This window comes from Haloprofundus halobius, from assembly GCF_020097835.1.
In the GTDB taxonomy this organism is placed as follows: Archaea; Halobacteriota; Halobacteria; order Halobacteriales; family Haloferacaceae; genus Haloprofundus; species Haloprofundus halobius.
Genome location: NZ_CP083666.1, coordinates 1,148,557 through 1,168,340 on the forward strand (window position 1 = coordinate 1,148,557; position 19,784 = coordinate 1,168,340).

Annotated in this window: 20 protein-coding genes; 9 read left to right on the forward strand and 11 right to left on the reverse strand. The window is 65.7% G+C overall.

Annotated elements, in window-relative coordinates; genetic code table 11:
• Positions 1-82 precede the first annotated feature (82 nt).
• The 4 genes from LAQ74_RS06040 (at position 83) to LAQ74_RS06055 (ending at position 4,907) form a co-directional block, all read left to right on the forward strand.
• Positions 83-541, forward strand: coding sequence for a DUF7992 family protein (locus LAQ74_RS06040; protein ID WP_224336088.1), 459 nt, complete (start codon positions 83-85; stop codon positions 539-541).
• A 159-nt stretch (positions 542-700) separates the two neighbouring features.
• A complete protein-coding gene (locus LAQ74_RS06045) occupies positions 701-1,063 on the forward strand; it encodes a hypothetical protein (RefSeq protein ID WP_224336090.1) in 363 nt (120 codons plus the stop codon).
• A gap of 91 nt (positions 1,064-1,154) precedes the next feature.
• Positions 1,155-4,325: an isoleucine--tRNA ligase gene (gene ileS / locus LAQ74_RS06050; protein ID WP_224336092.1), complete on the forward strand. Its 3,171-nt coding sequence runs from the start codon at positions 1,155-1,157 to the stop codon at positions 4,323-4,325.
• Positions 4,326-4,403: 78 nt separating this feature from the next.
• The gene (locus LAQ74_RS06055; protein WP_224336093.1) at positions 4,404-4,907 is read left to right on the forward strand and encodes an SHOCT domain-containing protein; all 504 of its coding nucleotides are present in this window, start codon (positions 4,404-4,406) and stop codon (positions 4,905-4,907) included.
• Between the two features lie 17 nt (positions 4,908-4,924).
• On the opposite strand, the gene LAQ74_RS06060 is transcribed toward LAQ74_RS06055, so the two are convergent.
• The 4 genes from LAQ74_RS06060 to glpA form a co-directional block, all read right to left on the reverse strand.
• Positions 4,925-6,172 carry an FAD-dependent oxidoreductase gene (locus tag LAQ74_RS06060; RefSeq protein ID WP_224336095.1) on the reverse strand — a complete coding sequence of 416 codons (1,248 nt, stop codon included), beginning with the start codon at positions 6,170-6,172 and terminating at the stop codon, positions 4,925-4,927.
• A 108-nt stretch (positions 6,173-6,280) separates the two neighbouring features.
• On the reverse strand, positions 6,281-7,588 hold the full coding sequence (locus LAQ74_RS06065) for an anaerobic glycerol-3-phosphate dehydrogenase subunit C (protein ID WP_224336097.1): 1,308 nt from the start codon (positions 7,586-7,588) through the stop codon (positions 6,281-6,283).
• An 8-nt stretch (positions 7,589-7,596) separates the two neighbouring features.
• Positions 7,597-8,871, reverse strand: a complete 1,275-nt coding sequence (gene glpB, locus LAQ74_RS06070) for a glycerol-3-phosphate dehydrogenase subunit GlpB (protein WP_224336099.1) — start codon at positions 8,869-8,871, stop codon at positions 7,597-7,599.
• Positions 8,871-10,682, reverse strand: a complete 1,812-nt coding sequence (gene glpA / locus LAQ74_RS06075; RefSeq protein ID WP_224336101.1) for an anaerobic glycerol-3-phosphate dehydrogenase subunit GlpA — start codon at positions 10,680-10,682, stop codon at positions 8,871-8,873. Before glpA ends, glpB begins: the two co-directional genes overlap by 1 nt.
• A 286-nt stretch (positions 10,683-10,968) precedes the next feature.
• Between glpA and glpK the strand changes: the two genes are divergently transcribed.
• Together glpK and LAQ74_RS06085 are read left to right on the forward strand one after the other, a co-directional pair.
• Positions 10,969-12,507 carry a glycerol kinase GlpK gene (gene glpK / locus LAQ74_RS06080; protein WP_224336103.1) on the forward strand — a complete coding sequence of 513 codons (1,539 nt, stop codon included), beginning with the start codon at positions 10,969-10,971 and terminating at the stop codon, positions 12,505-12,507.
• Between the two features lie 56 nt (positions 12,508-12,563).
• Positions 12,564-13,637 carry a DUF7973 family transport facilitator gene (locus tag LAQ74_RS06085; RefSeq protein WP_224337138.1) on the forward strand — a complete coding sequence of 358 codons (1,074 nt, stop codon included), beginning with the start codon at positions 12,564-12,566 and terminating at the stop codon, positions 13,635-13,637.
• Positions 13,638-13,823: 186 nt separating this feature from the next.
• Here the strand turns inward: LAQ74_RS06085 and LAQ74_RS06090 are convergent, their stop codons facing one another.
• From LAQ74_RS06090 to dhaK, 4 genes are all read right to left on the reverse strand, one after another.
• The gene (locus tag LAQ74_RS06090; RefSeq protein ID WP_224336105.1) at positions 13,824-14,498 is read right to left on the reverse strand and encodes a helix-turn-helix domain-containing protein; all 675 of its coding nucleotides are present in this window, start codon (positions 14,496-14,498) and stop codon (positions 13,824-13,826) included.
• Positions 14,499-14,686: 188 nt separating this feature from the next.
• Positions 14,687-15,073, reverse strand: coding sequence for a dihydroxyacetone kinase phosphoryl donor subunit DhaM (gene dhaM / locus LAQ74_RS06095; RefSeq protein WP_224336107.1), 387 nt, complete (start codon positions 15,071-15,073; stop codon positions 14,687-14,689).
• Positions 15,074-15,817 (reverse strand): dihydroxyacetone kinase subunit DhaL, encoded by a 744-nt coding sequence (dhaL, locus tag LAQ74_RS06100; RefSeq protein ID WP_224336109.1) that lies wholly within the window; start codon positions 15,815-15,817, stop codon positions 15,074-15,076.
• Between the two features lie 201 nt (positions 15,818-16,018).
• A complete protein-coding gene (gene dhaK, locus LAQ74_RS06105; RefSeq protein ID WP_224336111.1) occupies positions 16,019-17,020 on the reverse strand; it encodes a dihydroxyacetone kinase subunit DhaK in 1,002 nt (333 codons plus the stop codon).
• Between the two features lie 200 nt (positions 17,021-17,220).
• On the opposite strand from dhaK, the gene LAQ74_RS06110 reads away from it, so the two are divergent.
• Positions 17,221-17,886, forward strand: coding sequence for a phosphoglycolate phosphatase (locus tag LAQ74_RS06110; protein WP_224336112.1), 666 nt, complete (start codon positions 17,221-17,223; stop codon positions 17,884-17,886).
• A 16-nt stretch (positions 17,887-17,902) separates the two neighbouring features.
• Here LAQ74_RS06110 and cutA read toward each other — a convergent pair whose 3' ends face one another.
• A complete protein-coding gene (gene cutA, locus LAQ74_RS06115; protein WP_224336122.1) occupies positions 17,903-18,217 on the reverse strand; it encodes a divalent-cation tolerance protein CutA in 315 nt (104 codons plus the stop codon).
• A 21-nt stretch (positions 18,218-18,238) separates the two neighbouring features.
• Entirely contained in the window at positions 18,239-18,430 is a 192-nt protein-coding gene (locus LAQ74_RS06120) for an HEWD family protein (RefSeq protein WP_224336124.1), read from the reverse strand.
• Positions 18,431-18,586: 156 nt separating this feature from the next.
• Between LAQ74_RS06120 and LAQ74_RS06125 the strand changes: the two genes are divergently transcribed.
• Positions 18,587-18,910 (forward strand): EthD family reductase, encoded by a 324-nt coding sequence (locus LAQ74_RS06125; RefSeq protein WP_224336126.1) that lies wholly within the window; start codon positions 18,587-18,589, stop codon positions 18,908-18,910.
• 13 nt (positions 18,911-18,923) lie between these two features.
• On the opposite strand, the gene LAQ74_RS20325 is transcribed toward LAQ74_RS06125, so the two are convergent.
• Complete coding sequence (locus tag LAQ74_RS20325) at positions 18,924-19,049, reverse strand: hypothetical protein (protein ID WP_255647769.1); 126 nt, start codon at positions 19,047-19,049, stop codon at positions 18,924-18,926.
• A 99-nt stretch (positions 19,050-19,148) separates the two neighbouring features.
• Here LAQ74_RS20325 and LAQ74_RS06130 point away from each other — a divergent pair, with 99 nt between their 5' ends.
• Entirely contained in the window at positions 19,149-19,703 is a 555-nt protein-coding gene (locus LAQ74_RS06130; protein ID WP_224336128.1) for a class I SAM-dependent methyltransferase, read from the forward strand.
• Positions 19,704-19,784 lie beyond the last annotated feature (81 nt).

A 19,784-nucleotide genomic window follows, 5' to 3' on the forward strand; every position in this document is an offset into this window, starting at 1 on the left:
GTCGCACGCTGAACGGCCCCGTTGCGGCCGACGAGCGACCGGCGTCGCGGTACTTTTCTCTCTCGCCTACGACGCTCGAACCATGGCACTCGACGTTCCCACGCCCGACCCGCCGGAACTGTCCGCCGTCGACCCGAGCGAGTACGACGACGCCGACGTCGTCGCCGACGACGACTACCGACGCGACGAACTCGGGGAGTTTCTTCGTTCGGGTGCGTGGGCGGAGTCGTTCGAGCAGTGGGCCGAGACGACCGCGGTCAGCGACTCCGAGTGGGCCATCGTCGAAGACCTCGGTCTCGTCTCGCAGTTCGACTTCTTCTGGGACGACTTCGCCGACCGGGTGGGCTACCACGCGCCGGGCATCCCCGAGGACTGGAAGGAGCGAAGCGTCCACCCGGACCTCGACAGTTGGTCGGAGGTGTCCTCCATCAACGCCGGACTGACGGAGCTAGGCCAGGTCGTCTGCGACGTGCTGAAAGAAGAGTACGTAGACTGGGAGGCGGAGTTCGACGCGCCCGACGACCTTCCGGATTTCGGGTGACGGCGCTACTCGCTCGCCGCGACGGAGACGCCCCCCGGATTCATCACCTCTCCGCGTGACTCACACGACGGGTGACTCGTCATCTACTCCAAACACCATCTCGTCATCTCGCTGGCGCTCGGTGCGCTGTTCGTCCTCGTTGCCGACTCCTCGCTTCCGGTGTGGTTCGTCCTCGCGTACTCGGCGGTCGTCGGCGTCGGGATCGACTTCGACCACTTCCTCGTCGCCCGCATCAACACGGGGGGTTGGCGCGCCGCCCGCGAGTGTCTCCGGAACCCGATGCGCGTCTTCGCCGGACAGGACGACATCTTCGAGCACGGCGAGGTCGGAACGCTCCGACGACTGCTCAGTCACGTCGTCATCGTCGGCGTCGCGGTTCCGCTGCTCGCGCTCGCGAGTCCGCCGCTCGCGCTGTTGACGGCCGTCGTCCTCTACGGTCACCTCCTCTCGGACCTCGTCTGGGACGTGTATCTGGAGCTGGAGAACGGGAGTCCGGAAGTCCCGAACGCCGCCCAGCGGTGATGTCGCCGTCGGACGCCTGCGCACCTGAGTCGTCTCGCAACCGTACACACGGGACCACCGTTTTGATATACGCCGGGCGACAGCACCCTGTATGGAAGACGTCGCAGACCAGTACGCCCCCGAGGACGTGGAGTCCTCGGCGGGGGCGTACTGGGACGACACGGACGCCTACGAGGCGACGAAGGAGGCGCACGCCGACGACCCCTCGTACTTCTTCGTCGACGGCCCGCCGTACACTTCGGGGCAGATGCACCTCGGGACGGCGTGGAACAAGACCCTCAAGGACGCCATCATCCGCCGCAAGCGGATGGAGGGCCACCGCGTCACCGACCGGCCGGGCTACGACATGCACGGCCTGCCCATCGAGGTGAAAGTCGAACAGGAACTCGGCTTCGACTCCAAGCGCGACATCGAGGAGTACGGGATGGAGGCGTTCATCGAGGAGTGCAAGGAGTTCGCCGAGCGCAACAGAGAGAACATGGACGAGGACTTCCAGTCCATCGGCGTCTGGATGGACTGGGAGAACCCGTACAAGACGCTCTCGCCGGAGTACATGGAGGCCGGATGGTGGGCGTTCAAGCAGGTCCACGAGAACGGGCTGCTCAGTCAGGGCAAGCGCTCCATCAACCAGTGTCCGCGCTGTGAGACGGCCATCGCCGACAACGAGGTCGAGTACCACGAGATCGAGTCCCCGAGCATCTACGTCAAGTTCCCGCTGAAGGGGCGAGAAGGCAATCTCGTCATCTGGACGACGACACCGTGGACCATCCCCGCGAACACGTTCGTCGCCGTCGACGGCGAGATGACCTATCAGGCCGTCCGCGCCGAGAAAGAGGGAGACAGCGAGGTGCTCTACCTCGCCGAACCCGTCGTCGAAGAGGCCCTGAAGAAGGGTCGCTACGAGGACTACGAGGTCGTCGACGAAGTGACGGGCGAAGAGATGGTCGGCTGGGAGTACGAGCACCCGCTCGCCGACGAGGTGCCGGACCACGCCGACTTCGAGGGTGCGAGAGAGGTGTACACCGCCGACTACGTCGAAGCCGACCGAACGGGCCTCGTCCACTCCGCGCCCGGCCACGGGCAGGAGGACTTCGAGCGCGGCCAGGAGTTGGGACTCGACGCGTTCTCGCCGGTCCGCGGCAACGGCGACTTCACCGAGGCGGCGGGCAAGTACGAGGGAACGTTCGTCCGCGACGCCAACGACCAGATCATCGAGGACCTCGACTCGCACGGCCTGCTGTTCGCCTCGGGCCGCCACCGCCACCGCTACGGGCAGTGTTGGCGCTGCGACACGGACATCATCTTCCTCGCCACCGACCAGTGGTTCATCACCATCACCGACGTCAAAGACGAACTCCTCGACAACATCGAGGACTCCGAGTGGCATCCGCAGTGGGCGCGCGACAGTCGCTTCCGAAACTTCGTCGAGGACGCCCCCGACTGGAACATCTCTAGGCAGCGCTACTGGGGGATTCCGCTTCCCATCTGGGTACCGCAGGGTAACGCGACGCCGGACCCCGACGAGTTGATCGTCGTCGGCACGCGCGAGGAACTCGCCGAGCGCGTCGACCAGGACGTAAATCCGGAAGAAGTCGACCTCCACCGACCTTCGGTCGATCCGCTGACCATCACCGAGGACGGGACGACGTACGAGCGCGTCCCCGACGTGTTCGACGTCTGGATCGACTCTTCCGTGGCTTCGTGGGGGACGCTCGACTTCCCCGGCAACGAAGAAGACTACGAGGAACTGTGGCCCGCCGACTTCATCGTCGAGGCGCACGACCAGACCCGCGGCTGGTTCTGGTCGCAACTCGGGATGGGCACCGCCGCGGTCGGCGAGGTGCCGTACAAGGAGGTGCTGATGCACGGCTTCGCCAACGACAAGGACGGCCGAAAGATGTCGAAATCCGTCGGTAACATCGTCACGCCGGAGGAGGCCATCGAACGCGCGGGTCGCGACCCGCTCCGTGCGTACCTGTTGAGCCACGACCAGCAGGGCGTCGATCTCTCGTTCGAGTGGGATGGCCTCGGCGACATGCAGTCGACGCTCAACATCCTCTGGAACGTGTTCCGCTTCCCGCTGCCGTACATGCGCCTCGACGGCTACGACCCCGCCGAGGCCGACCTGAGCGACGGCGAACTCACCGTCGTCGACGAGTGGGTGCTCTCGCGGCTGCAGTCCGTGAAGGCGAACGTCGACGAGGCGTGGGCCGACTTCCGCGTCCACGACGCGCTCAACGAGGTGCTCGACTTCGTCGTCGACGACGTCTCGCGGTTCTACGTGAAGGCCATCCGCGAGCGGATGTGGGAGGAGGAGGACTCCGACTCCAAGCGCGGCGCGTACGCCACGCTCTCGACGGTACTGCTCGAAACCGTGCGCCTCATCGCGCCGTTTACTCCCTACCTGGCCGAGGAGATGTACCAGCATCTCGACGGCAGCGAGACGACGGTGCACATGCTGTCGGCTCCTGCGGTCGACGAGGACCGCCACAAACCGAAACTGGAGGCGGACATGGACGTCCTCCGCAGGGTCGAGGAGGCGGCGGCGAACGCCCGCCAGCAGGGCGGCCGCAAACTCCGCTGGCCCGTCCAGCGCGTCGTCGTCGAGACGACCGCCGACGAGGTAGCCGACTCGGTCCGCTCGCTCGAATCCTTGCTCCTCGAACGGGTCAACAGCCGGTCGCTCGAAGTCGTCGACGGCTTCGACGAACTGGTCGAGCGCGCCGACCCGCAGATGAGCGTCATCGGCCCCGCCTTCGGCGGTGACGCCCAGAACGTCATGGAAGCGGTCCAGGGCGCGTCTCGGGACGAACTCACGCAGGACGGAACGCTCGTCGCCGAGGTCGACGGCGAGACGTACGAACTCGACGAGGAGATGGTCGAGTTCCACGCCGAGCCTCCCGAGTACCTCTCGGCCGCCGAGTTCGAGAGCGGGACGGTGTACGTCGACACTCGACTGACCGACGACATCGAGTCGGAGGGGTACGCCCGCGACGTCGTCCGCCGGATGCAGGAGATGCGCAAACAGCTCGACCTCGACGTCGAGGAGACCATCCGCGCGTACGTCGACGTCGCCGACGACCGCGTCGCCGAGTTCGTCGACGAGAACCGCGAGTTCATCGCCGAGGAGACGCGAACCAGCGAGTTCGTCGACGACGACGAACAGTTCGACCTCCGCGAGGAATGGGACGTCGAGGGCGTCGAGGTGACCATCGGCATCGCCCGCGTCGCCGAGCGGTCGGCGTCGGCGCAGGACGACTGAGCGGCGCGCACCGACCTCGTGCATTCAGCCGATTGACCGTTCCAGAACTGTTTTACACCCTATCTGTTATCTCGTTGTATGGTTGGACGCCCGCCCGAGCAGTCGACCCTCCGTCAGTCGCACCGCCTCGTCGAACACTACACGCCCGACGGGACGCTCGGCCGCGTCCTCCTCGCGTCGGCGACGGGCTCCCTCTCCGGCGGCGCGTTCCTGCTCGCGATCTTCGGACTGGCTTCCTTCGGCTTCGTCTGGTTTCTCACGGGACTGCTCGCGGCGGGTGTCGGCGTCGTCGCCGCGCTGCTGACGGTACTGACGCTCTGGCCGGTGTACCTCTCGCTCATCGGCAACGTCGAGTCGCCGGAGGAGTACGGTCGGGCCGACTCACCGTCGACGCCGGCGGCCAAGCGCGTCGCCGACACCGATCCGTCGGAGGTGCTGAAGCGCAAGTACGCGGCCGGAGAGCTCTCCGACGAGGAGTTCGAGCGCCGGTTGGACAGGCTGTTGAACGCCGACGAAGCCACTCGCCGCGGAAGCGACGGCGAAGACGCGGCCTCGAAGCGCGCGCTTCGAGAACAGAACTGAACTGACGCAATCGCGTCTCAGTCCGCCGTCAGCACGTCCTCGTCCGACGGCGAGCGCGCGTCGTACTCGGCGACGAAGTGATCTAATTCGCGCTCGTCGTCGACTCCAGGTAACTTCTCCTCGGCGGTGCGACACGGTTCGTCGACGCCGAGCGCCTCGCAGACGTGGTCGGCCGTCTCCTCGGCCATCATCCGGTACGTCGTCAGTTTGCCGCCGACGATGCTCGCAAAGTTCGCGACGCCGTAGCCCTCGTGGTCGAGCAGGAAGAAGCCGCGCGAGATGCCGCGGGCGTCGCCCTCGCCGCCGTCCATCGTCTCGCGCTCGGCCTCGTCGGGCGCGTACAGCGGACGGACGCCCCACCACGTGCGCAGAATCTCGCTCGTCGCCACGTCGGGGAGCATCTTCGAGCACTCCTCGACCATCTTCTGGACCTCCCAGTGCTCCTCGTCGAACTCGTCGGGGTCGTCGACCTCGATGCTCGTCGTCCCCAGCACCGCCTGCGTCTCGTGCGGGACGACGATGTCGCCGTCTGCGGGCGGGCGACAGCGGTTGAGTACCGGTCCGAGTCCCGGATAGTCGACCGAGACCATCACCCCCTTCGTCGGTCGCATCTCCACGTCGACGCCCGCGAGTGCCGCACACTCGCCGGCCCACGTCCCGGCGGCGTTGACGACGTACTCGGCTTCGACGTCGTCGTCGACCTCACCGCCGAGCGTCGCACCGGTTGCCCGGCCCGCTTCGACATGTACGTCGGTGACGGGCGCGTGTACGAGTATCTCCGCACCGTGGTCGGCGGCGCTGGCGGCGTTGACGGCGACGAGACGCGACGGGTAGACGACGCCGTCGGGGACTCGCATCACCCGCTCGGCGTCGGGAGCGAGTCCCGGTACCTCTTCCTGCGCCTCCTCGCCGCTGAGCACTTCCGTGTCGATGCCGATTCGCTCGCAGGCGGCCACCTTCTCGTCGAAGAACTCGGGGTCGTCCTCGGGTAACTGGACGAAGAAACCGCCGGTGTCGCGGATACAGTAGCCCGCGATGTCTCTGAGGATTCGGTTCTCCCGGATGCACTCCTCCGCGCCGAGTTCGTCGGCTTCGGCGTACCGCGCGCCGCTGTGGAGGAGTCCGTGCGACCGTCCGGAGGTACCGCTGGCGAGGCCGCCGCGTTCGGCGACGACGACGTCGAGGCCGCGCATCGCGAGATCGCGCGCGATTCCCACACCCGTTGCTCCACCGCCGATGACGAACACTTCAGTTTGGATAGTCATAGTCGTCGGGCGATTCTCTCGCCCACAATCTCCACTCGGGGGTTAGGACCCGACGAGGAAAAGCCCTGCGTGAGTCGCCGCTGTCGGGCGAAAAATCGTGTACGTCGGCTACGCGAGCGCCTCTTCGAGCACCTGCAGGGGATGTCGAATCTCGTAGCCCGTTCCGTGTTCCATCTGCATCGAACACGTCGGGCACTCGGTCATGCCCACGTTCCCGGAAGCGTGGTGCATGTGCTCGAACATCTCCTCGCCGATCTTCATCGACGTCTCGTACTTCTCGGACTTCCAGCCGTACGTCCCCGAGATACCCGAACAGGAGGGGCCGACGTCCTCGATTTCGACGCCATCCACGTCTCTGAAGAGTTCGACGGCCTGCCGGTCGAGGCCCTGGTTTCGGGCGTGACACGGCGCGTGATACGCATACGTCTGTCCGGCCACCTCGCTGTCGGCGAGTGCGCCCTGCAAATCTTCGTGGATGCGGAGATACTCCATCGCCTCGTAGGTGTGCGCCGAGACGTCCTCGATGCCCTCTAAGTCGAACAGTTCCGGGTACTCCTGTTTCAGAGACATCGAACACGAGGTACAGGAGGCGATGACGTCGTAGCCGTCGGCGATGAGGCCCGAAAAAGTATCGACGTTGATGCCCGCGGCGCGTTTCGCGTCGTCGAGCATCCCGTTGGCGAACATCGGGGTACCCGAACAGCGCTGTTTCGGCACGACGACCTCGTATTCGAACTCCTCGAAGACGCGGACCATCGCTTTACCCACCTCGGGCGTGTTGTAGTTCGAGTAACAGCCGTGGAAGTACGCCACGCGCTTGTCTTCCGACCGAACTTGTGGGCCGCCGCGTTCGTTCCACCACCCTCTGAAGGTCTGCTCGGCGAACTCGGGGAACTCCCGCTCGGAGGTGACGCCCAACACCTTCTCGTTGAACAGTTTGGTGGCGCCGAGACCCATCACGAAGTTCGTCAACCGCGGCGCCTTGCTCCCGAGTTCGGCCATCGTCCGGTAGTTCGCCAAGAGACGGTTACGGATGTACTCGCGCGACAGTTTCTCCATCTGTTCGTCGACGAACTCGCCGCGGGCGGTGTTGTGCATCTGACTCAGCGGCACCGAGGAGGGACACGCATTATCGCAACGCATGCAGTTCGAGCAGTCCATCACCGACGCGTCGATGTCCTCGTCTTCTTTGCGCTTGAGTCGCCACTGCTCGGGACCCTGGAACTTCGGACCCGGGAACTCGTCGTCGACTTCGGCGACCGGACACGCCGAGTCGCAGGTCGTGCACTTGTAACAGTTGTCCGCGCCGGGTCTGAGGTCCATCTCCTCTGCTTCCGGGAAGACCTGTACGGGTTCGAAGTCGTCCTGTGCCACGTTCGGGTTCGTCGTGTCGGCTGGGGTTTCTGCGTCGCTCATGGGTGCTATTAGATACTCGCTCCTGCGCCTCGTCCGGCGACGACGCCGGTCGCGAGGGAGATTCCACTGCTCGATTTCTCGGCCGCGCCGTCGGCACCGCCGACGACCGCACCCGCCGCCCGTAAGTTCGAAAACCGCGGGGAATTCTCGACGCCCACGACGCGCATTTCGTCGTCGACGACGACGCCGAACTTTGCGAACGGGTGGTCGCCGAAGGCGTCGGTGTCGAACCAGTCGTAGCGGTCGGACGGGTGGGGAACGTACGAACCGAAAATCGGTTCTCGGACGCGCGATCGATCGGAGTCGATGCCTTTGCCGACTAACCCCCCGGTCGCGAGCACGAACTCGTCGGCGTGATACGGCACTCTCGTGCGCTTGCGGTCGACGTACACCGCTTGCAACCGGTCGCCGTCGGCTTCGTAGTCGACGACCGGGTTTCCAGAACTAATCCTCACGCCAGCGTCGTCGAGCGCCGCAAACAGCGCGTCTTCGAGTCGCAGTCCGGGGAAACTCGGCGGTCCCATCGGAATCTCGAACACCTCCGCACCGAGCTGTGATTCGAGGTCCGTACGAACCTCTGACGCGTGTTCGTCGCCCAAGAACGAGGGAAAGCCGACGCGTTCGGCCCCTTTGAGCCGCGGTTTCACGGTCTCGGCGACCGCTTCGCGCATGCCCACCGAGCGTCCCGCGAAACGGATCTCCTCGTCTGTATCGAGCGCTTTGGCGAATCTCGTCACCTTCGCATCCGCGCGGTACTCTTTGGGGAACGACAACTCGGCACCGCGAACGTCGAAGGGGACGCCCGCCGCTTCGAGGTGGTCGGAGACGAGTCGAGCGTCGAAATCAGTCAGGGAGCGAAAGCCGACGACGAGCATCGACCGAGCGTCGCTGGCGAGGCCCGCTGCCGACGCCGTCGGATACCGAGCGGTCGGTTTGACCGTGCCGCCGTAGGTGGGAACCAACGCGTTCGCGTCGGTGTGACTCCCGCGATAACCGTCGCCGGTCACCTCGTCGAACAGCGAGAGACCGTCGCGAATCGCTCCCTCGCCGACGAGCGAATACGGATGGTCGTCGGGGAGCGACGAAAGCGCGGCGAATGGGTCCGAAACGGGGCCGTCGCCGTTCGGATAGCCGAGCACGTCGACGAGGCCGCTGGCGAAGCGCAAGGTACTCTTCTTGTAGGAGACGAGGCGGACGCTCGCCCCCGTCTCGGCGGCCGAGAGTGCGGCTATCGACCCGGTCAACCCACCGCCGACGACGATCACGTTTTCTCGAATCGGCATCAGTACTCACCTCGGTCGTCGCGTCGGCGACTACCGTCGCTGCGCCTCGCTTGCGACGAGGTTCCGCTCGTTTCGCTCGCGGAACCCCCGTCGGCGGCTGTCGCGCCCGACTGACCGGTTTCACCGTCACTCGCGTCGACGCCGACCCCGCCGTCGAAGGCGGCGAAGTCGACGGCTCCGTCCAGTGCCGCGGGGTCGCCGTCGCGGTTCATCGTCGTCGCGTGGAGCGCGTAGTTCAACATCGCTTGCGAGAGCTGTTCGCCCCACAGCGCGTGTCGCTCGCCCTTCCAGCGCTCCTGGAACAGTTCGTCGAGCGCGTCTCGTGCCGTTGGCTCGTCGTATTCCGGCGAGAGTTCGGCGGCCATGCGATGACAGCAGAAGCCGCCCTGACAGTTACCCATCGACGCGCGCGTGCGGATGCGCACGGCGTTGAGGTCAGACCCGGACTGGCTGATAGCGTCCTGAATCTCGGCGCGAGTAACCGCCTCACAGTCGCAAACTACTGGATTCGGTTCGCCGGTCTTGAGCACTTCGTCGGCGCGCGAGCCGAGGCGTTGGACGCTGCGGCGGCCGATTGGCGAGCGGAGGCCGAACTCGTCCATGTAGTCTCGAAGGACCGAGAAATCCTCGCTACCCGGGAGCGGTTCGTCGGCGGTGCGGCAGACCGCGTCGATGCCGAACTGCTCGCAGACGTGGTCGGAGATCTTCTCGGCCATCATCCGATACGTGGTGAACTTCCCGCCGACGATGCTGGTCATGCCGGGCAGATCGTCGCGTTCCTCGTGGTCGAGCAGGAAGAAGTCGCGCGTGATGTCGGTGGGGTCCGTAGTACCCGTCCCCGGCGGTTCGTACAGCGGACGGACACCCCAGAAGGAGCGAATCGTCCGGGCTTCCTTGAGTATCGGGACCAGCTCGGAGAGGGTGTCGATCATCAGATCCACTTCCCACTGTTCTTCGGGGTAGTCGTCGGGGTCCTCGACTTCCTCGTCGGTCGTGCCGAGAATCGCAGTCGTCTCGTGGGGGACGACGATGTCGGCGTCGCCTTTGGGCCGACAGCGGTTGACGACGGTGTCGACCTGGCGAGTGTTCATGATGGTCATGACGCCTTTCGAGGGCCGGACGGCCACCTCGACGCCGGCCATCTCGCCGAGTTGGCCGGCCCACGCGCCCGTCGCGTTCACCACGTAGTCGGCGCGAATCTCCTCGGTCGTCCCGGGCGTGCGGTGGACGCGCTTTCCCGGCCCGGAATCGTGTTTCACTTCGACGCCGACGACCGCTCCCGATTCGACGAGGACGTCGATGACTTCGGCGTGGGTTTCGATGCGCGCGCCGTACTCCTGAGCGCTGGCGGCGTTGGCGACGCAGAGACGGAAGGGGTCGATGGCCCCGTCGGGGACCTTAATCGCTCGTTCGATGTCTTTCGCGAGGAAGGGTTCGATCTCTCGGGCTTCCTCGGCGGTGAGCTCTTCGGCGGGGATGTCGCACTCGCGACAGCCCTCCAACTTTTCCTGGAAGTAGTCGTCGGGGTCGTCGGGTTTCTGGACGAAGAGGCCGCCGGTCATCTCGACGCAGTGGGAGGCGATATCCCGAAGAACGCGGTTCTCCTCGATACACTCTTTCGCACTTGCTTGGTCGGAGACGGCGTAGCGCCCGCCGCTGTGAAGCAGGCCGTGCATCCGACCGGTGGTGCCGTGGGTCAAGTTACCTCGTTCGACGAGGGTGACGTCGAGGCCGCGCATCGCGAGGTCGCGCGCGATACCGCAACCGGTCGACCCGCCCCCGACGACGAGCACGTGGGGTGAGTCAGTCATTGGTTCACAGTGACGAGGGTTCGTGGAGACTTCACTCTACCTCCGTCGAATCGGACTGTTCTGCCTTCGATAAAGTACTAACGCAGCGATTTAGCCAGAAAGTAGAAACTACTGGAGTAGTGACTGTACACGAAATAATTGCTTTTGCGCCACTCCGTCCGGCTATACGGTTGAAAAGTGAGCAACGTTTATCATCTTCTTTCGCGGTTTTCCATTGTGGTGTAGGACGCTAGCACGCCAGCGTGACGTGCGGACAACGTCCGACACACGAGAGGGTGAACACAATATGGCAACAGAGACGTACGTTGGCGCTATCGACCAAGGAACGACGGGCACGCGATTCATGGTCTTCGACCATAGCGGACGCGTCGTCACCAGCGCGTACGAGAAACACGAACAGATATATCCGGAACCGGGATGGGTCGAACACGACCCGGCCGAGATCTGGGAGAAGACGCAGTCTGTGATAACGACCGCGCTTCAGGACGCCGACCTGTCGGCCGACCAGTTGGAGGCTATCGGCATCACGAACCAGCGTGAGACGACGCTGCTGTGGGATGCCGACTCCGGAACGCCGGTCCACAACGCCATCGTCTGGCAGGACCGCCGGACGACCGATCGCGTCGAACAGTTGCAGGAGGAGGACAAAGTCGAGTGGATTCGCGGCAAAACCGGACTCGAAGCCGACGCGTACTTCTCGGCGACGAAAGCCGAGTGGTTGCTCGACAACGCCGACCCGATGAAGATGCAACGGGCGCGACCCGCGGACGTCCGCGAGCGCGCCGAGGACGGCGAGGTGCTGTTCGGCACCATCGACACGTGGCTCATCTACAAACTGACGGGCAACCACATCACCGACGTGACGAACGCATCGCGGACGATGCTGTTCGACATCCACGAGATGGACTGGGACGACGAACTCTGCGAGGAGTTCGACGTCCCGATGGCGATGCTCCCGGAGGTCCGTCCCTCCTCCGACGACAACTACTACGGGACGACCGACTCCGAGGGGTTCCTCGACACCGAGGTACCCGTCGCAGGTGCACTCGGCGACCAGCAGGCGGCGCTGTTCGGCCAGACGTGTTTCGACGAGGGCGACGCGAAGAACACCTACGGCACCGGGTCGTTCATGCTGATGAACACCGGCGAGGAGGCCGTCGAGAGCGAACACGGCCTGCTGACGACCGTCGGCTTCCAGCGCTCGGGCCAACCGGTGCAGTACGCCCTCGAAGGCGCTATCTTCGTCACCGGCGCGGCCATCGAGTGGCTCGAAGACATGACGCTCATCTCGGACGCCTCCGAGAGCGAGACGCTCGCGCGGAGCGTGGACTCGACCGACGGCGTCTACTTCGTTCCGGCGTTCACGGGCCTCGGCGCGCCGCACTGGGACGGCCGCGCCCGCGGCACCATCGTCGGGATGACCCGCGGAACACGCCGCGAGCACGTCGTCCGCGCGGCGCTCGAATCTATCGCCTTCCAGACGAGGGACGTCGCCGACGCGATGGAGGCCGACTCCGGCATCGACATGACCGACCTCCGCGTCGACGGCGGCGCGGTGAAGAACAACTTCCTCTGCCAACTCCAGGCGAACATCGTCGGGTCGACCATCGTTCGCCCGCAGGTCGACGAGACGACGGCGTTGGGCTCTGCCTACGCAGCGGGACTGGCTGTCGGGTACTGGGAGACGGTCGACGAACTGCGTGACAACTGGCAGGTCGACCGCGAGTTCGAATCGGAGGAGAAAGACGACGTCGAGGCCCGCCACGAGCGCTGGCAGGAGGCGGTCAAACGCTCGCTCGACTGGGCGCGCGACGGGAGTGACTGACGATGCTGAAACTCGGATCGTTGACCGCAGTCGGTCTCGCCGGTTTCGTTCCGGTGATGCAGACCAGTTTCGGCGTCTTCGTCGACCCGGTGATGATTCTGGCGGCGCTCGCAGGTGGCGCGTTCGGCGCGGCGCTGGGCGCGCTCCCGGCGTTCATCTTCACCGGCTTCATGGTCATCGCCGGGCAGGTCGCCGAGTACGTGAATCCGGAGGCGGCCGGTATCACGGGCGCTATCGCCTTCGGGCCGCCGTTCTCGCCGGCCATCAGTTTCGCCGGCGGCGCGGCCGCGGCGGCGTACGCCGCCAAACAGGGCTACATGGACACCGGCTTCGACTACCACGAGGCGAAGAACATCGCCTTCGCGCAGGGGACGAAGCCCGACGTGCTTCTCGTGGGCGCGGTGTTCGGCGTCGTCGGCTACTGGCTGACTCAGCTTTCGGCCGTCTTCCTCCTGCCGTGGGACGCCATCGCGATGGGCGTCGTCCTCTCGGCGCTCATCCACCGACTCGCCTTCGGCTACTCGCTCATCGGCGACGTTCGGGGCGGCAGCCTCCTCGACATGTCTCCGTTCGAGCGCGAGGAGATGCGCGCGGGCGGCGGCGGCGGCGAAGCCGCAGTCGACGGTGGAACGGACCAACTGCGTTCCGACGGCGGAATGGCGACGAAGTCGCGCTTCGCAGTCGAGCCGTGGCTCCCCCACCAGTACAAGTGGGTGAACGTCGCCACGCTCAGTATCTTCGGCGGTCTGCTCGGCGCGTTCATCGCGCTCGAAACCGGACTCGTCTTCCTCGGGTTCGGCATCAGCGCGGCGACGCTGGTGTTCCTAAACTGCGGCGTCGAACAGATTCCGGTCACCCACCACATCACGCTCATCGGGAGCGCGGGTGCGGTCGCCGCCGTCGGCGGTGACCCGGCCGGAGCGACGGTCGTCGGCCTCCTCGCGGGGGCGTTCTTCGGCCTCATCTCGGGACTGTTCGGCGAAGCGTTCCAGCGCGTCTTCTACGCGCATGGCGACACCCACTGGGACCCGCCGGCGGCGGCCATCGTCTTCGGGTCGCTCGTCATCGCGCTTCTGGCAATCGTGGGTATTCTCCCCGACTCGTCGTACGTGCCGACGCTCGGGCTCTAACCAACCTCTCGTCCTCTTCGTCGGTCGGACGCAGTCGCTCGCGCTCGGCGCGAACTCCTCCTAAATCTGTGGCGTCCGCGACACGTCGAGGGCAGTCGTCGAACGGTGGGTTCTCGAACACCCGACGTACTGACGTTTCGGCGCGACACTTCTCCTCTTACCCTCCGACAGTCGCGTCTCGGTCGGTCACCCCAACGGTTTGGTCTCGTCTTCGGTGATTTCGGCGAGGTGGAGCGTGCTCTCGGCCAGCGAGTTGTGTGCCCGTCGGAGTCGTTCCGAGAGCGCCTGCTGTGTGATGCCGATCTCGTCGGCGAGTTCGGTGAGCGTCACGTCCCGCGGCACTTTAAAGTAGCCCCGCTGGTGGGCGACGACGAACGCCTCCCGCTGTTCGTCGGTGAGCGCGAACTCGCTGCGCCCGAACGTCTCGTCGAGTTCCGAGATTCGCTCGACGGTTATCGGGAATCCGTTCGACTCCCACTTTTCGTGCGCCGACGCGAGCTGCTCGTGACGCGGAAACAGCGTCCGGAAGCGCCACGTACCCTCCTCCGCGGAGGCTCCGAGCAGCGTCGCCTCACCGAGTAGCGTCGCGAGCGCATCTCTAACCGGCCGCTTCCACTCCACCTGGTAGAGCCACTTTCCGTTCAGATCCGCGAGAAGGGTCGCCGCCTCCACCGACGGGTCCGCGGCGAGGGCGGTTCCGACGTCCGCGGACTCGCCATCGAACCACAGGAGAGAAGCCGGGGACGCCGCGCCGTGCGCCGCCGTTCGGAGCACGTCGATAGAGACACTCGGACATCTCTCGAAGAGTTCTCCGAGGGCGAACTGTTCGGCCGGGGTACGTAGCTCTGCGATCGTTGTCATTTATTCTGGTTCCTCTCTGAGCTGTCGCGATGACTGCTCTCCGGATGCCCGTCTTCCTTGAACTGTGGTCGACGAGTAGTGAGATAAGCGGTTTCCCGACTCAGGGAGACATACATTCACACTAACCGAACCGATCGACGACCGCGGCGACGGGTCGCGACCGTCGGGAGGGTCTCCCGACTGATCGTTCAGTCCAGCTTTCGGTACTCTCGTGCCTCCTCAGCGGCGTTGACGACCGATTCCAGCGTCGCCTTCGACCCGCTCGCCTCGACGGCGGCGTTGAGCGCCCCTTCCAGTATCGGTGCGTCGGCGATTCGGACGGTCGCGTCGCCCATCTCCACCGCGAGCTCGGCGTTCATCACCGCGCTCCCGAGGTCGACGAGGACGACGACCCCGTCGCCGTCGTCGGCGTCGGCGATGGCGGCCTCGATTCGGTCGACGCTCGTGCCGATCCCGCCGTCCGAGTCGCCGCCGGCGGGTTCGATACGAGCGTCGCTGCCGCCCATCTGTGCGGCGATGTCACAGATCCCCTCCGCGGCCTTCTCGCTGTGAGAGACGACGGCGAGGCCGACCATCTACTCGTCCCCCTCGCCGAGCGGTTCGTCGGCTACCTCCTCGGGCGGCTCGTCCGGGACGTCCGGCGACCGGGCGTCGCGCACCACTTCGCCGTCGAGATACTCCTCGGCGGTTTCGAGCAGTTCCTCCAGGATGTACAGCGTGCTCGTCGCGCCGGGGTCCTGGTGGCCGACGGAGCGCCAGTCGAGGTAGGAGGCGCGACCCTTCCGCGCCCGCAGCGGCACGGTGTATCGGACGCCGCGCTCGCAAGCGTCGACTGCCTTCGAGAGCGCGGTCAGCGGCGGCAGGTCGTCCTGTTCGATGGACTTCTTGTAGGTGTGGACCACCGGGACGAGCGCGTCGACCATCGTCTTCGCACCGATCTCGGCTTTCCCGCGGTCTTGGACTTTCTGGAGATACGCCTCCGCGAACGCGACGCTCGTCTCGGCGGTGATGCCGCCTTCGAGTTCCTTGCTGGCGAGCATCGTCGACCCGCCGTACAGCGGTCCCGCAGCGCCGCCGACGTTCGAGATGATGGTCTTCCCAACCAACTTGACGAGTTCGTCGGCCTCCATCCCGTCGGTGTCGTCGTCCTCGACAGCTTCGACGACGGCCCGAAAGCCGCGGTCCATGTTCGCCCCGTGGTCGGCGTCGCCGATGGCCGAGTCGAGTTCCGTGAGGTACGCTTTCTCCTCAGCGATGCGCGCGGCGACGTTGTCGACGGCCGCCAAGATAGCCTCCCGCTGAATCTCCGCGTCTGCCATGTCTGGTACACGGACGGCGCGGCGCAAAGTGTTTGCGTCGCTCGGCAGTCACGACAACGTAGTCGATAGCGGACAGACGACACGACCGGTGACTTCGCTCGCGCGACGCGGTGTCGTACTCCCGCGAAGCGTCGCGCGGCGTTCGTCAGGACACGAGCGATCTGGCCGCCCCATCACTCAAAAACAGTAGGGTGGACGCACTCAGTCGCGCTGCTTGAGCGCGGGCGTGTCGGCGGGCGCACCGAGCAGCTCTTTCAGTTCGTCGTCTAATCGCAGGACGGTGACCGAACAGCCCATCATGTCGAGCGACGTCATGTAGTCGCCGACCCACGCGTCCCACGTGTCGAGGCCGTGGTCGTCGAGCACCTTCTGGACGCGCCGGTTGACGATGTACAGTTCCGACAGCGGCGTGCCGCCCATCCCGTTGACGATGGTGGCGACTTCGTCGCCGTCGTCGAGGTCGAGGTCGTCGAGCACCTGCTCGGTGAGGTGGTCGGCGACCTCGTCGGCGCTCATCACCTCGGTCCGTTTGACGCCCGGTTCGCCGTGGATGCCGATGCCGAGTTCTATCTCGTCGTCGCCGAGGTCGAACGTCGGTTCGCCCTTCTCGGGCGTGATACAGGAGGTGAGCGCCATCCCCATCGTGCCGACGTTGTCGACGACTTTCTCGGCGACCGTCCGGACCTCCTCCAAGTCGGCACCCTCGGCGGCTTTCGCGCCGGCAATCTTGTGCACGAAGATGGTGCCGCAGACGCCGCGGCGACCGCTCGTGTACAGCGAGTCCTCGACGGCGACGTCGTCGTCGACGACGACTTCGGCCACCTCGACGTCCTCTATCTCGGCCATCTCGCCGGCCGTCTCGAAGTTCATCACGTCGCCCTCGTAGTTCTTGACGACGCAGAGCACGCCCTCGCCGGCGTCGCAGGCGCGGACCATCTCCTCCAGTTGGTCGGCCGTCGGCGACGTGAACACCTCGCCCGCCGCCGCGCCGTCGAGCATTCCGTCGCCGATGTAGCCGGCGTGCGTCGGTTCGTGACCGCTCCCGCCGCCGGAGACGACGCCCACCTTGCCGTCGATGGGTGCGTCGGCGCGAACGAGTACGTTCGTCCCGTCGAGTCGACGAAGGCGGTCCGGATGCGCGGCGACCATCCCGTCGAGCATCTCGTCTACGTAATTCTCCGGGTCGTTGATGAGTTTCTTCATGGTGCGTGGTATCAATAGTGAAAACGGGGCAAAAGCTTTCCTCGCTGAGAGATCCGTCTTCGGACCCGTCGAACCGAGATTTCGGTATACTGGCATCTCTGTGGTCTTCGTCGTCTACCAGCGGGACGACAGACGCGTCTCGAATATCCGACCCGCTCGCGAGAAGGCGACGTTTATCGGCTCGACGACGAACACCCGGTATGGCTCCGCCTCTCGCGCTCGACATCGACGGAACGCTCACCCGCGCCGACGGGTCGGTCGACCCGCGACTCTTCGACGTGCTTCGGAACTGGAATGCACCCGTGGTTCTCGCCACCGGCAAGTCGTTTCCCTACCCGGTCGCGCTCTGTCACTTCGTCGGCATTCCTGAAACAGTAGTCGCCGAGAACGGCGGCGTCGTCTACGCGGCCGACGAGGTGACGTTCACCGGCGACCGCGAGCGAGCACAGGCGGTCGCGGCGGAGTTCGTCGAACGCGGTGGCGACCTCGGATGGGGCGAAGCGGACACGGCGAACCGCTGGCGCGAGACCGAAATCGCCGTCAACGTCGACGCCGACGAGGCGCTCCTGCGAGCGGTCGCCGACGAGTACGGGATGGAGGTCGTCGACACCGGTTACGCCTACCACGTCAAGTCGCCGGGCGTCTCGAAGGGGAAGGGACTGAGAGCGGTCTGCGAGACGCTCTCTCTGGACCCGGCGACGTTCGTCGCCGTCGGCGACAGCGAGAACGACGTCTCGACGTTCGAGGTGGTCGACGAATCGTACGCCGTCGCCAACGCGGACGCCCGCGCCCGCGGCGCCGCCGGCACGGTCCTCGACGAGGGCTACAGCGACGGGACGCTCTCGGTGCTGGAGTCGCTGCGGTAGCGTGGCGAGTCGCCGGTCACTCCTCGCCGGACTCGACCGCTCCGGCCCGCCACGCCGCGAACGAGTCGAGCACGTCGTCCTCGTCGAACCGCTCGATACAGGGCGTCTCGTGCGGGTGGCGTTCGAGCACCCGGTCGCGGAGGGCGTCGTAGGCGTCGTCGGTCGTCTTCGCCAGCAGCACGACTTCGTTCTCGTCGACGACTTCCCCCTCCCAGCGGTACGTCGAGGAACAATCGAGCCGGTTCACGCAGGCGGCCAGTCGCTCGTCGACCAGCGCTCGCGCGAGCGTCGCCGCGTCGCTCTCGGGGGCGGTGATGTAGGCGGTGGGCATGAATGCGGTGGAGACCGTCGGCTATCCCTCGATGGGCAGGAAGTTCCCGTTGATGTCCCACTCGTGGATACAGTGGACGCTCCCGGCCTGTGGTCCGTCGGCGTCGTCGACGACGACGCGCCACGACTCGCTCTCGTCGCTCCACGCCTCGCGGCGGCCGCAGCGCTCACAGATTCTGTCTGTCGGTCGGCGGAGTCGGACACCACTACTCATACCTCTCAGAAGCGTGCCGAGCGAGTTAAACGTATTCCCGTAGCGTACAAGCGAACCTCGACTCGTCGGGGCCAACAGGTCCTCACACCGGTCAAACGCCCGAGCGCCGACGACTGTAACCGATAGAGGCAAGTCGTCTCTCGCAGCGGGTTCTGTATGATCAAACTGGTAGAACTGCTGGTGCGTCGCGACGGGATGAGTCACGAGGAGTTCGTCGACTACTGGTTGAACGAACACAGCCCCATCGCCGAGGAGATGCCCGGACTGCAGAAGTACGTCACGTCGGTTCCGAAGGACCCCGAACGCACCGAGTACGACGGCGTGCTCGAACTGTACTTCGAAGACAACGAGGCGATGCGCGCCGCGTTCGACTCCGAGGCGGGCGAGCGAACCCTCGTCGACGCCGAACAGTTCGTAGAGACCGGCGCGGGGCCGCGTCTCGTCCTCGACGAGACGGTGCAACTGGACGAACTGTACTGACCCGGCGGCGGGTCTACTCGTCTCGAAGGTCGGAGACGGCGGCGACGACGACGAGTTCGTCGTACGCGGCGTGCCACGACTCCCGCGCGATATCGGCGACCGCCGAAGCGTCGTCCGGTGTCGCTACTCTGACGTTCACGGGTTCGACTCTCGGGCGAGACAGTCCGGTGTTTCGCTCGTCCGTCGAGGCCACAGATCCGCCCGATACTTTCCTAACCTCACCGTGCGAACGCCCGCCATGGGATTCCATACGTACGACGTCGACCGCGCCGACGCCCTCGAAGACGAGAGTCGCTACCGCTACTGCTCCCGGGAGGAACTGCTCGCGGCGCTCCGTCCCCACGCCGAGATGACCGTCGCGGACCTCGGCAGCGGCACCGGGTTCTACACCGACGACGTGGCCCCGCACGTCGGCCATCTCTACGCGGTCGACGTACAGGAGGCGATGCACGACATCTACCGCGAGAAGGGCCTCCCCAAGTCAGTCGAGACTGTCGTCGCCGACGTGGTTTCGCTCCCGTTCGACGACGACGCGCTCGACGCGGCGTTCTCGACGAACACCTACCACGAGTTCGCCAGCGCGGAGTCGCTCGCGGAACTCGCACGCGTCCTCCGACCCGGCGGCCGTCTCGTCGTCGTCGACTGGAGCGCGACCGGCGAGGGGGGAGACGGTCCGCCGACCGACGAACGATACAGCCTCGGCGACGCGGTGTCGGCGCTCGAAGACGCCGGCTTCACAGTCGACCGCGCCGAGTCGCGACCGGAGACGTTCCTCTTCGTCGCGTCACGCTGAGTCCGTCCAACGGACCGTTCGGCGGAATCGGATCGGTGACAGCGTGCGCCGACTGCGGCGGTGACGTCCGAAATCTCGCCG

What these genes read in the sequence shown, in the direction of transcription:
- LAQ74_RS06040 (WP_224336088.1), top strand. Translation starts at nt 83, where the DNA reads ATGGCACTCGACGTTCCCACGCCCGACCCGCCGGAACTGTCCGCCGTC.
- ileS (WP_224336092.1), top strand. Translation starts at nt 1,155, where the DNA reads ATGGAAGACGTCGCAGACCAGTACGCCCCCGAGGACGTGGAGTCCTCG.
- LAQ74_RS06055 (WP_224336093.1), top strand. Translation starts at nt 4,404, where the DNA reads ATGGTTGGACGCCCGCCCGAGCAGTCGACCCTCCGTCAGTCGCACCGC.
- LAQ74_RS06060 (WP_224336095.1), bottom strand. Translation starts at nt 6,172, where the DNA reads ATGACTATCCAAACTGAAGTGTTCGTCATCGGCGGTGGAGCAACGGGT.
- LAQ74_RS06065 (WP_224336097.1), bottom strand. Translation starts at nt 7,588, where the DNA reads ATGAGCGACGCAGAAACCCCAGCCGACACGACGAACCCGAACGTGGCA.
- glpB (WP_224336099.1), bottom strand. Translation starts at nt 8,871, where the DNA reads ATGCCGATTCGAGAAAACGTGATCGTCGTCGGCGGTGGGTTGACCGGG.
- glpA (WP_224336101.1), bottom strand. Translation starts at nt 10,682, where the DNA reads ATGACTGACTCACCCCACGTGCTCGTCGTCGGGGGCGGGTCGACCGGT.
- glpK (WP_224336103.1), top strand. Translation starts at nt 10,969, where the DNA reads ATGGCAACAGAGACGTACGTTGGCGCTATCGACCAAGGAACGACGGGC.
- LAQ74_RS06085 (WP_224337138.1), top strand. Translation starts at nt 12,564, where the DNA reads ATGCAGACCAGTTTCGGCGTCTTCGTCGACCCGGTGATGATTCTGGCG.
- LAQ74_RS06090 (WP_224336105.1), bottom strand. Translation starts at nt 14,498, where the DNA reads ATGACAACGATCGCAGAGCTACGTACCCCGGCCGAACAGTTCGCCCTC.
- dhaM (WP_224336107.1), bottom strand. Translation starts at nt 15,073, where the DNA reads ATGGTCGGCCTCGCCGTCGTCTCTCACAGCGAGAAGGCCGCGGAGGGG.
- dhaL (WP_224336109.1), bottom strand. Translation starts at nt 15,817, where the DNA reads ATGGCAGACGCGGAGATTCAGCGGGAGGCTATCTTGGCGGCCGTCGAC.
- dhaK (WP_224336111.1), bottom strand. Translation starts at nt 17,020, where the DNA reads ATGAAGAAACTCATCAACGACCCGGAGAATTACGTAGACGAGATGCTC.
- LAQ74_RS06110 (WP_224336112.1), top strand. Translation starts at nt 17,221, where the DNA reads ATGGCTCCGCCTCTCGCGCTCGACATCGACGGAACGCTCACCCGCGCC.
- cutA (WP_224336122.1), bottom strand. Translation starts at nt 18,217, where the DNA reads ATGCCCACCGCCTACATCACCGCCCCCGAGAGCGACGCGGCGACGCTC.
- LAQ74_RS06120 (WP_224336124.1), bottom strand. Translation starts at nt 18,430, where the DNA reads ATGAGTAGTGGTGTCCGACTCCGCCGACCGACAGACAGAATCTGTGAG.
- LAQ74_RS06125 (WP_224336126.1), top strand. Translation starts at nt 18,587, where the DNA reads ATGATCAAACTGGTAGAACTGCTGGTGCGTCGCGACGGGATGAGTCAC.
- LAQ74_RS06130 (WP_224336128.1), top strand. Translation starts at nt 19,149, where the DNA reads ATGGGATTCCATACGTACGACGTCGACCGCGCCGACGCCCTCGAAGAC.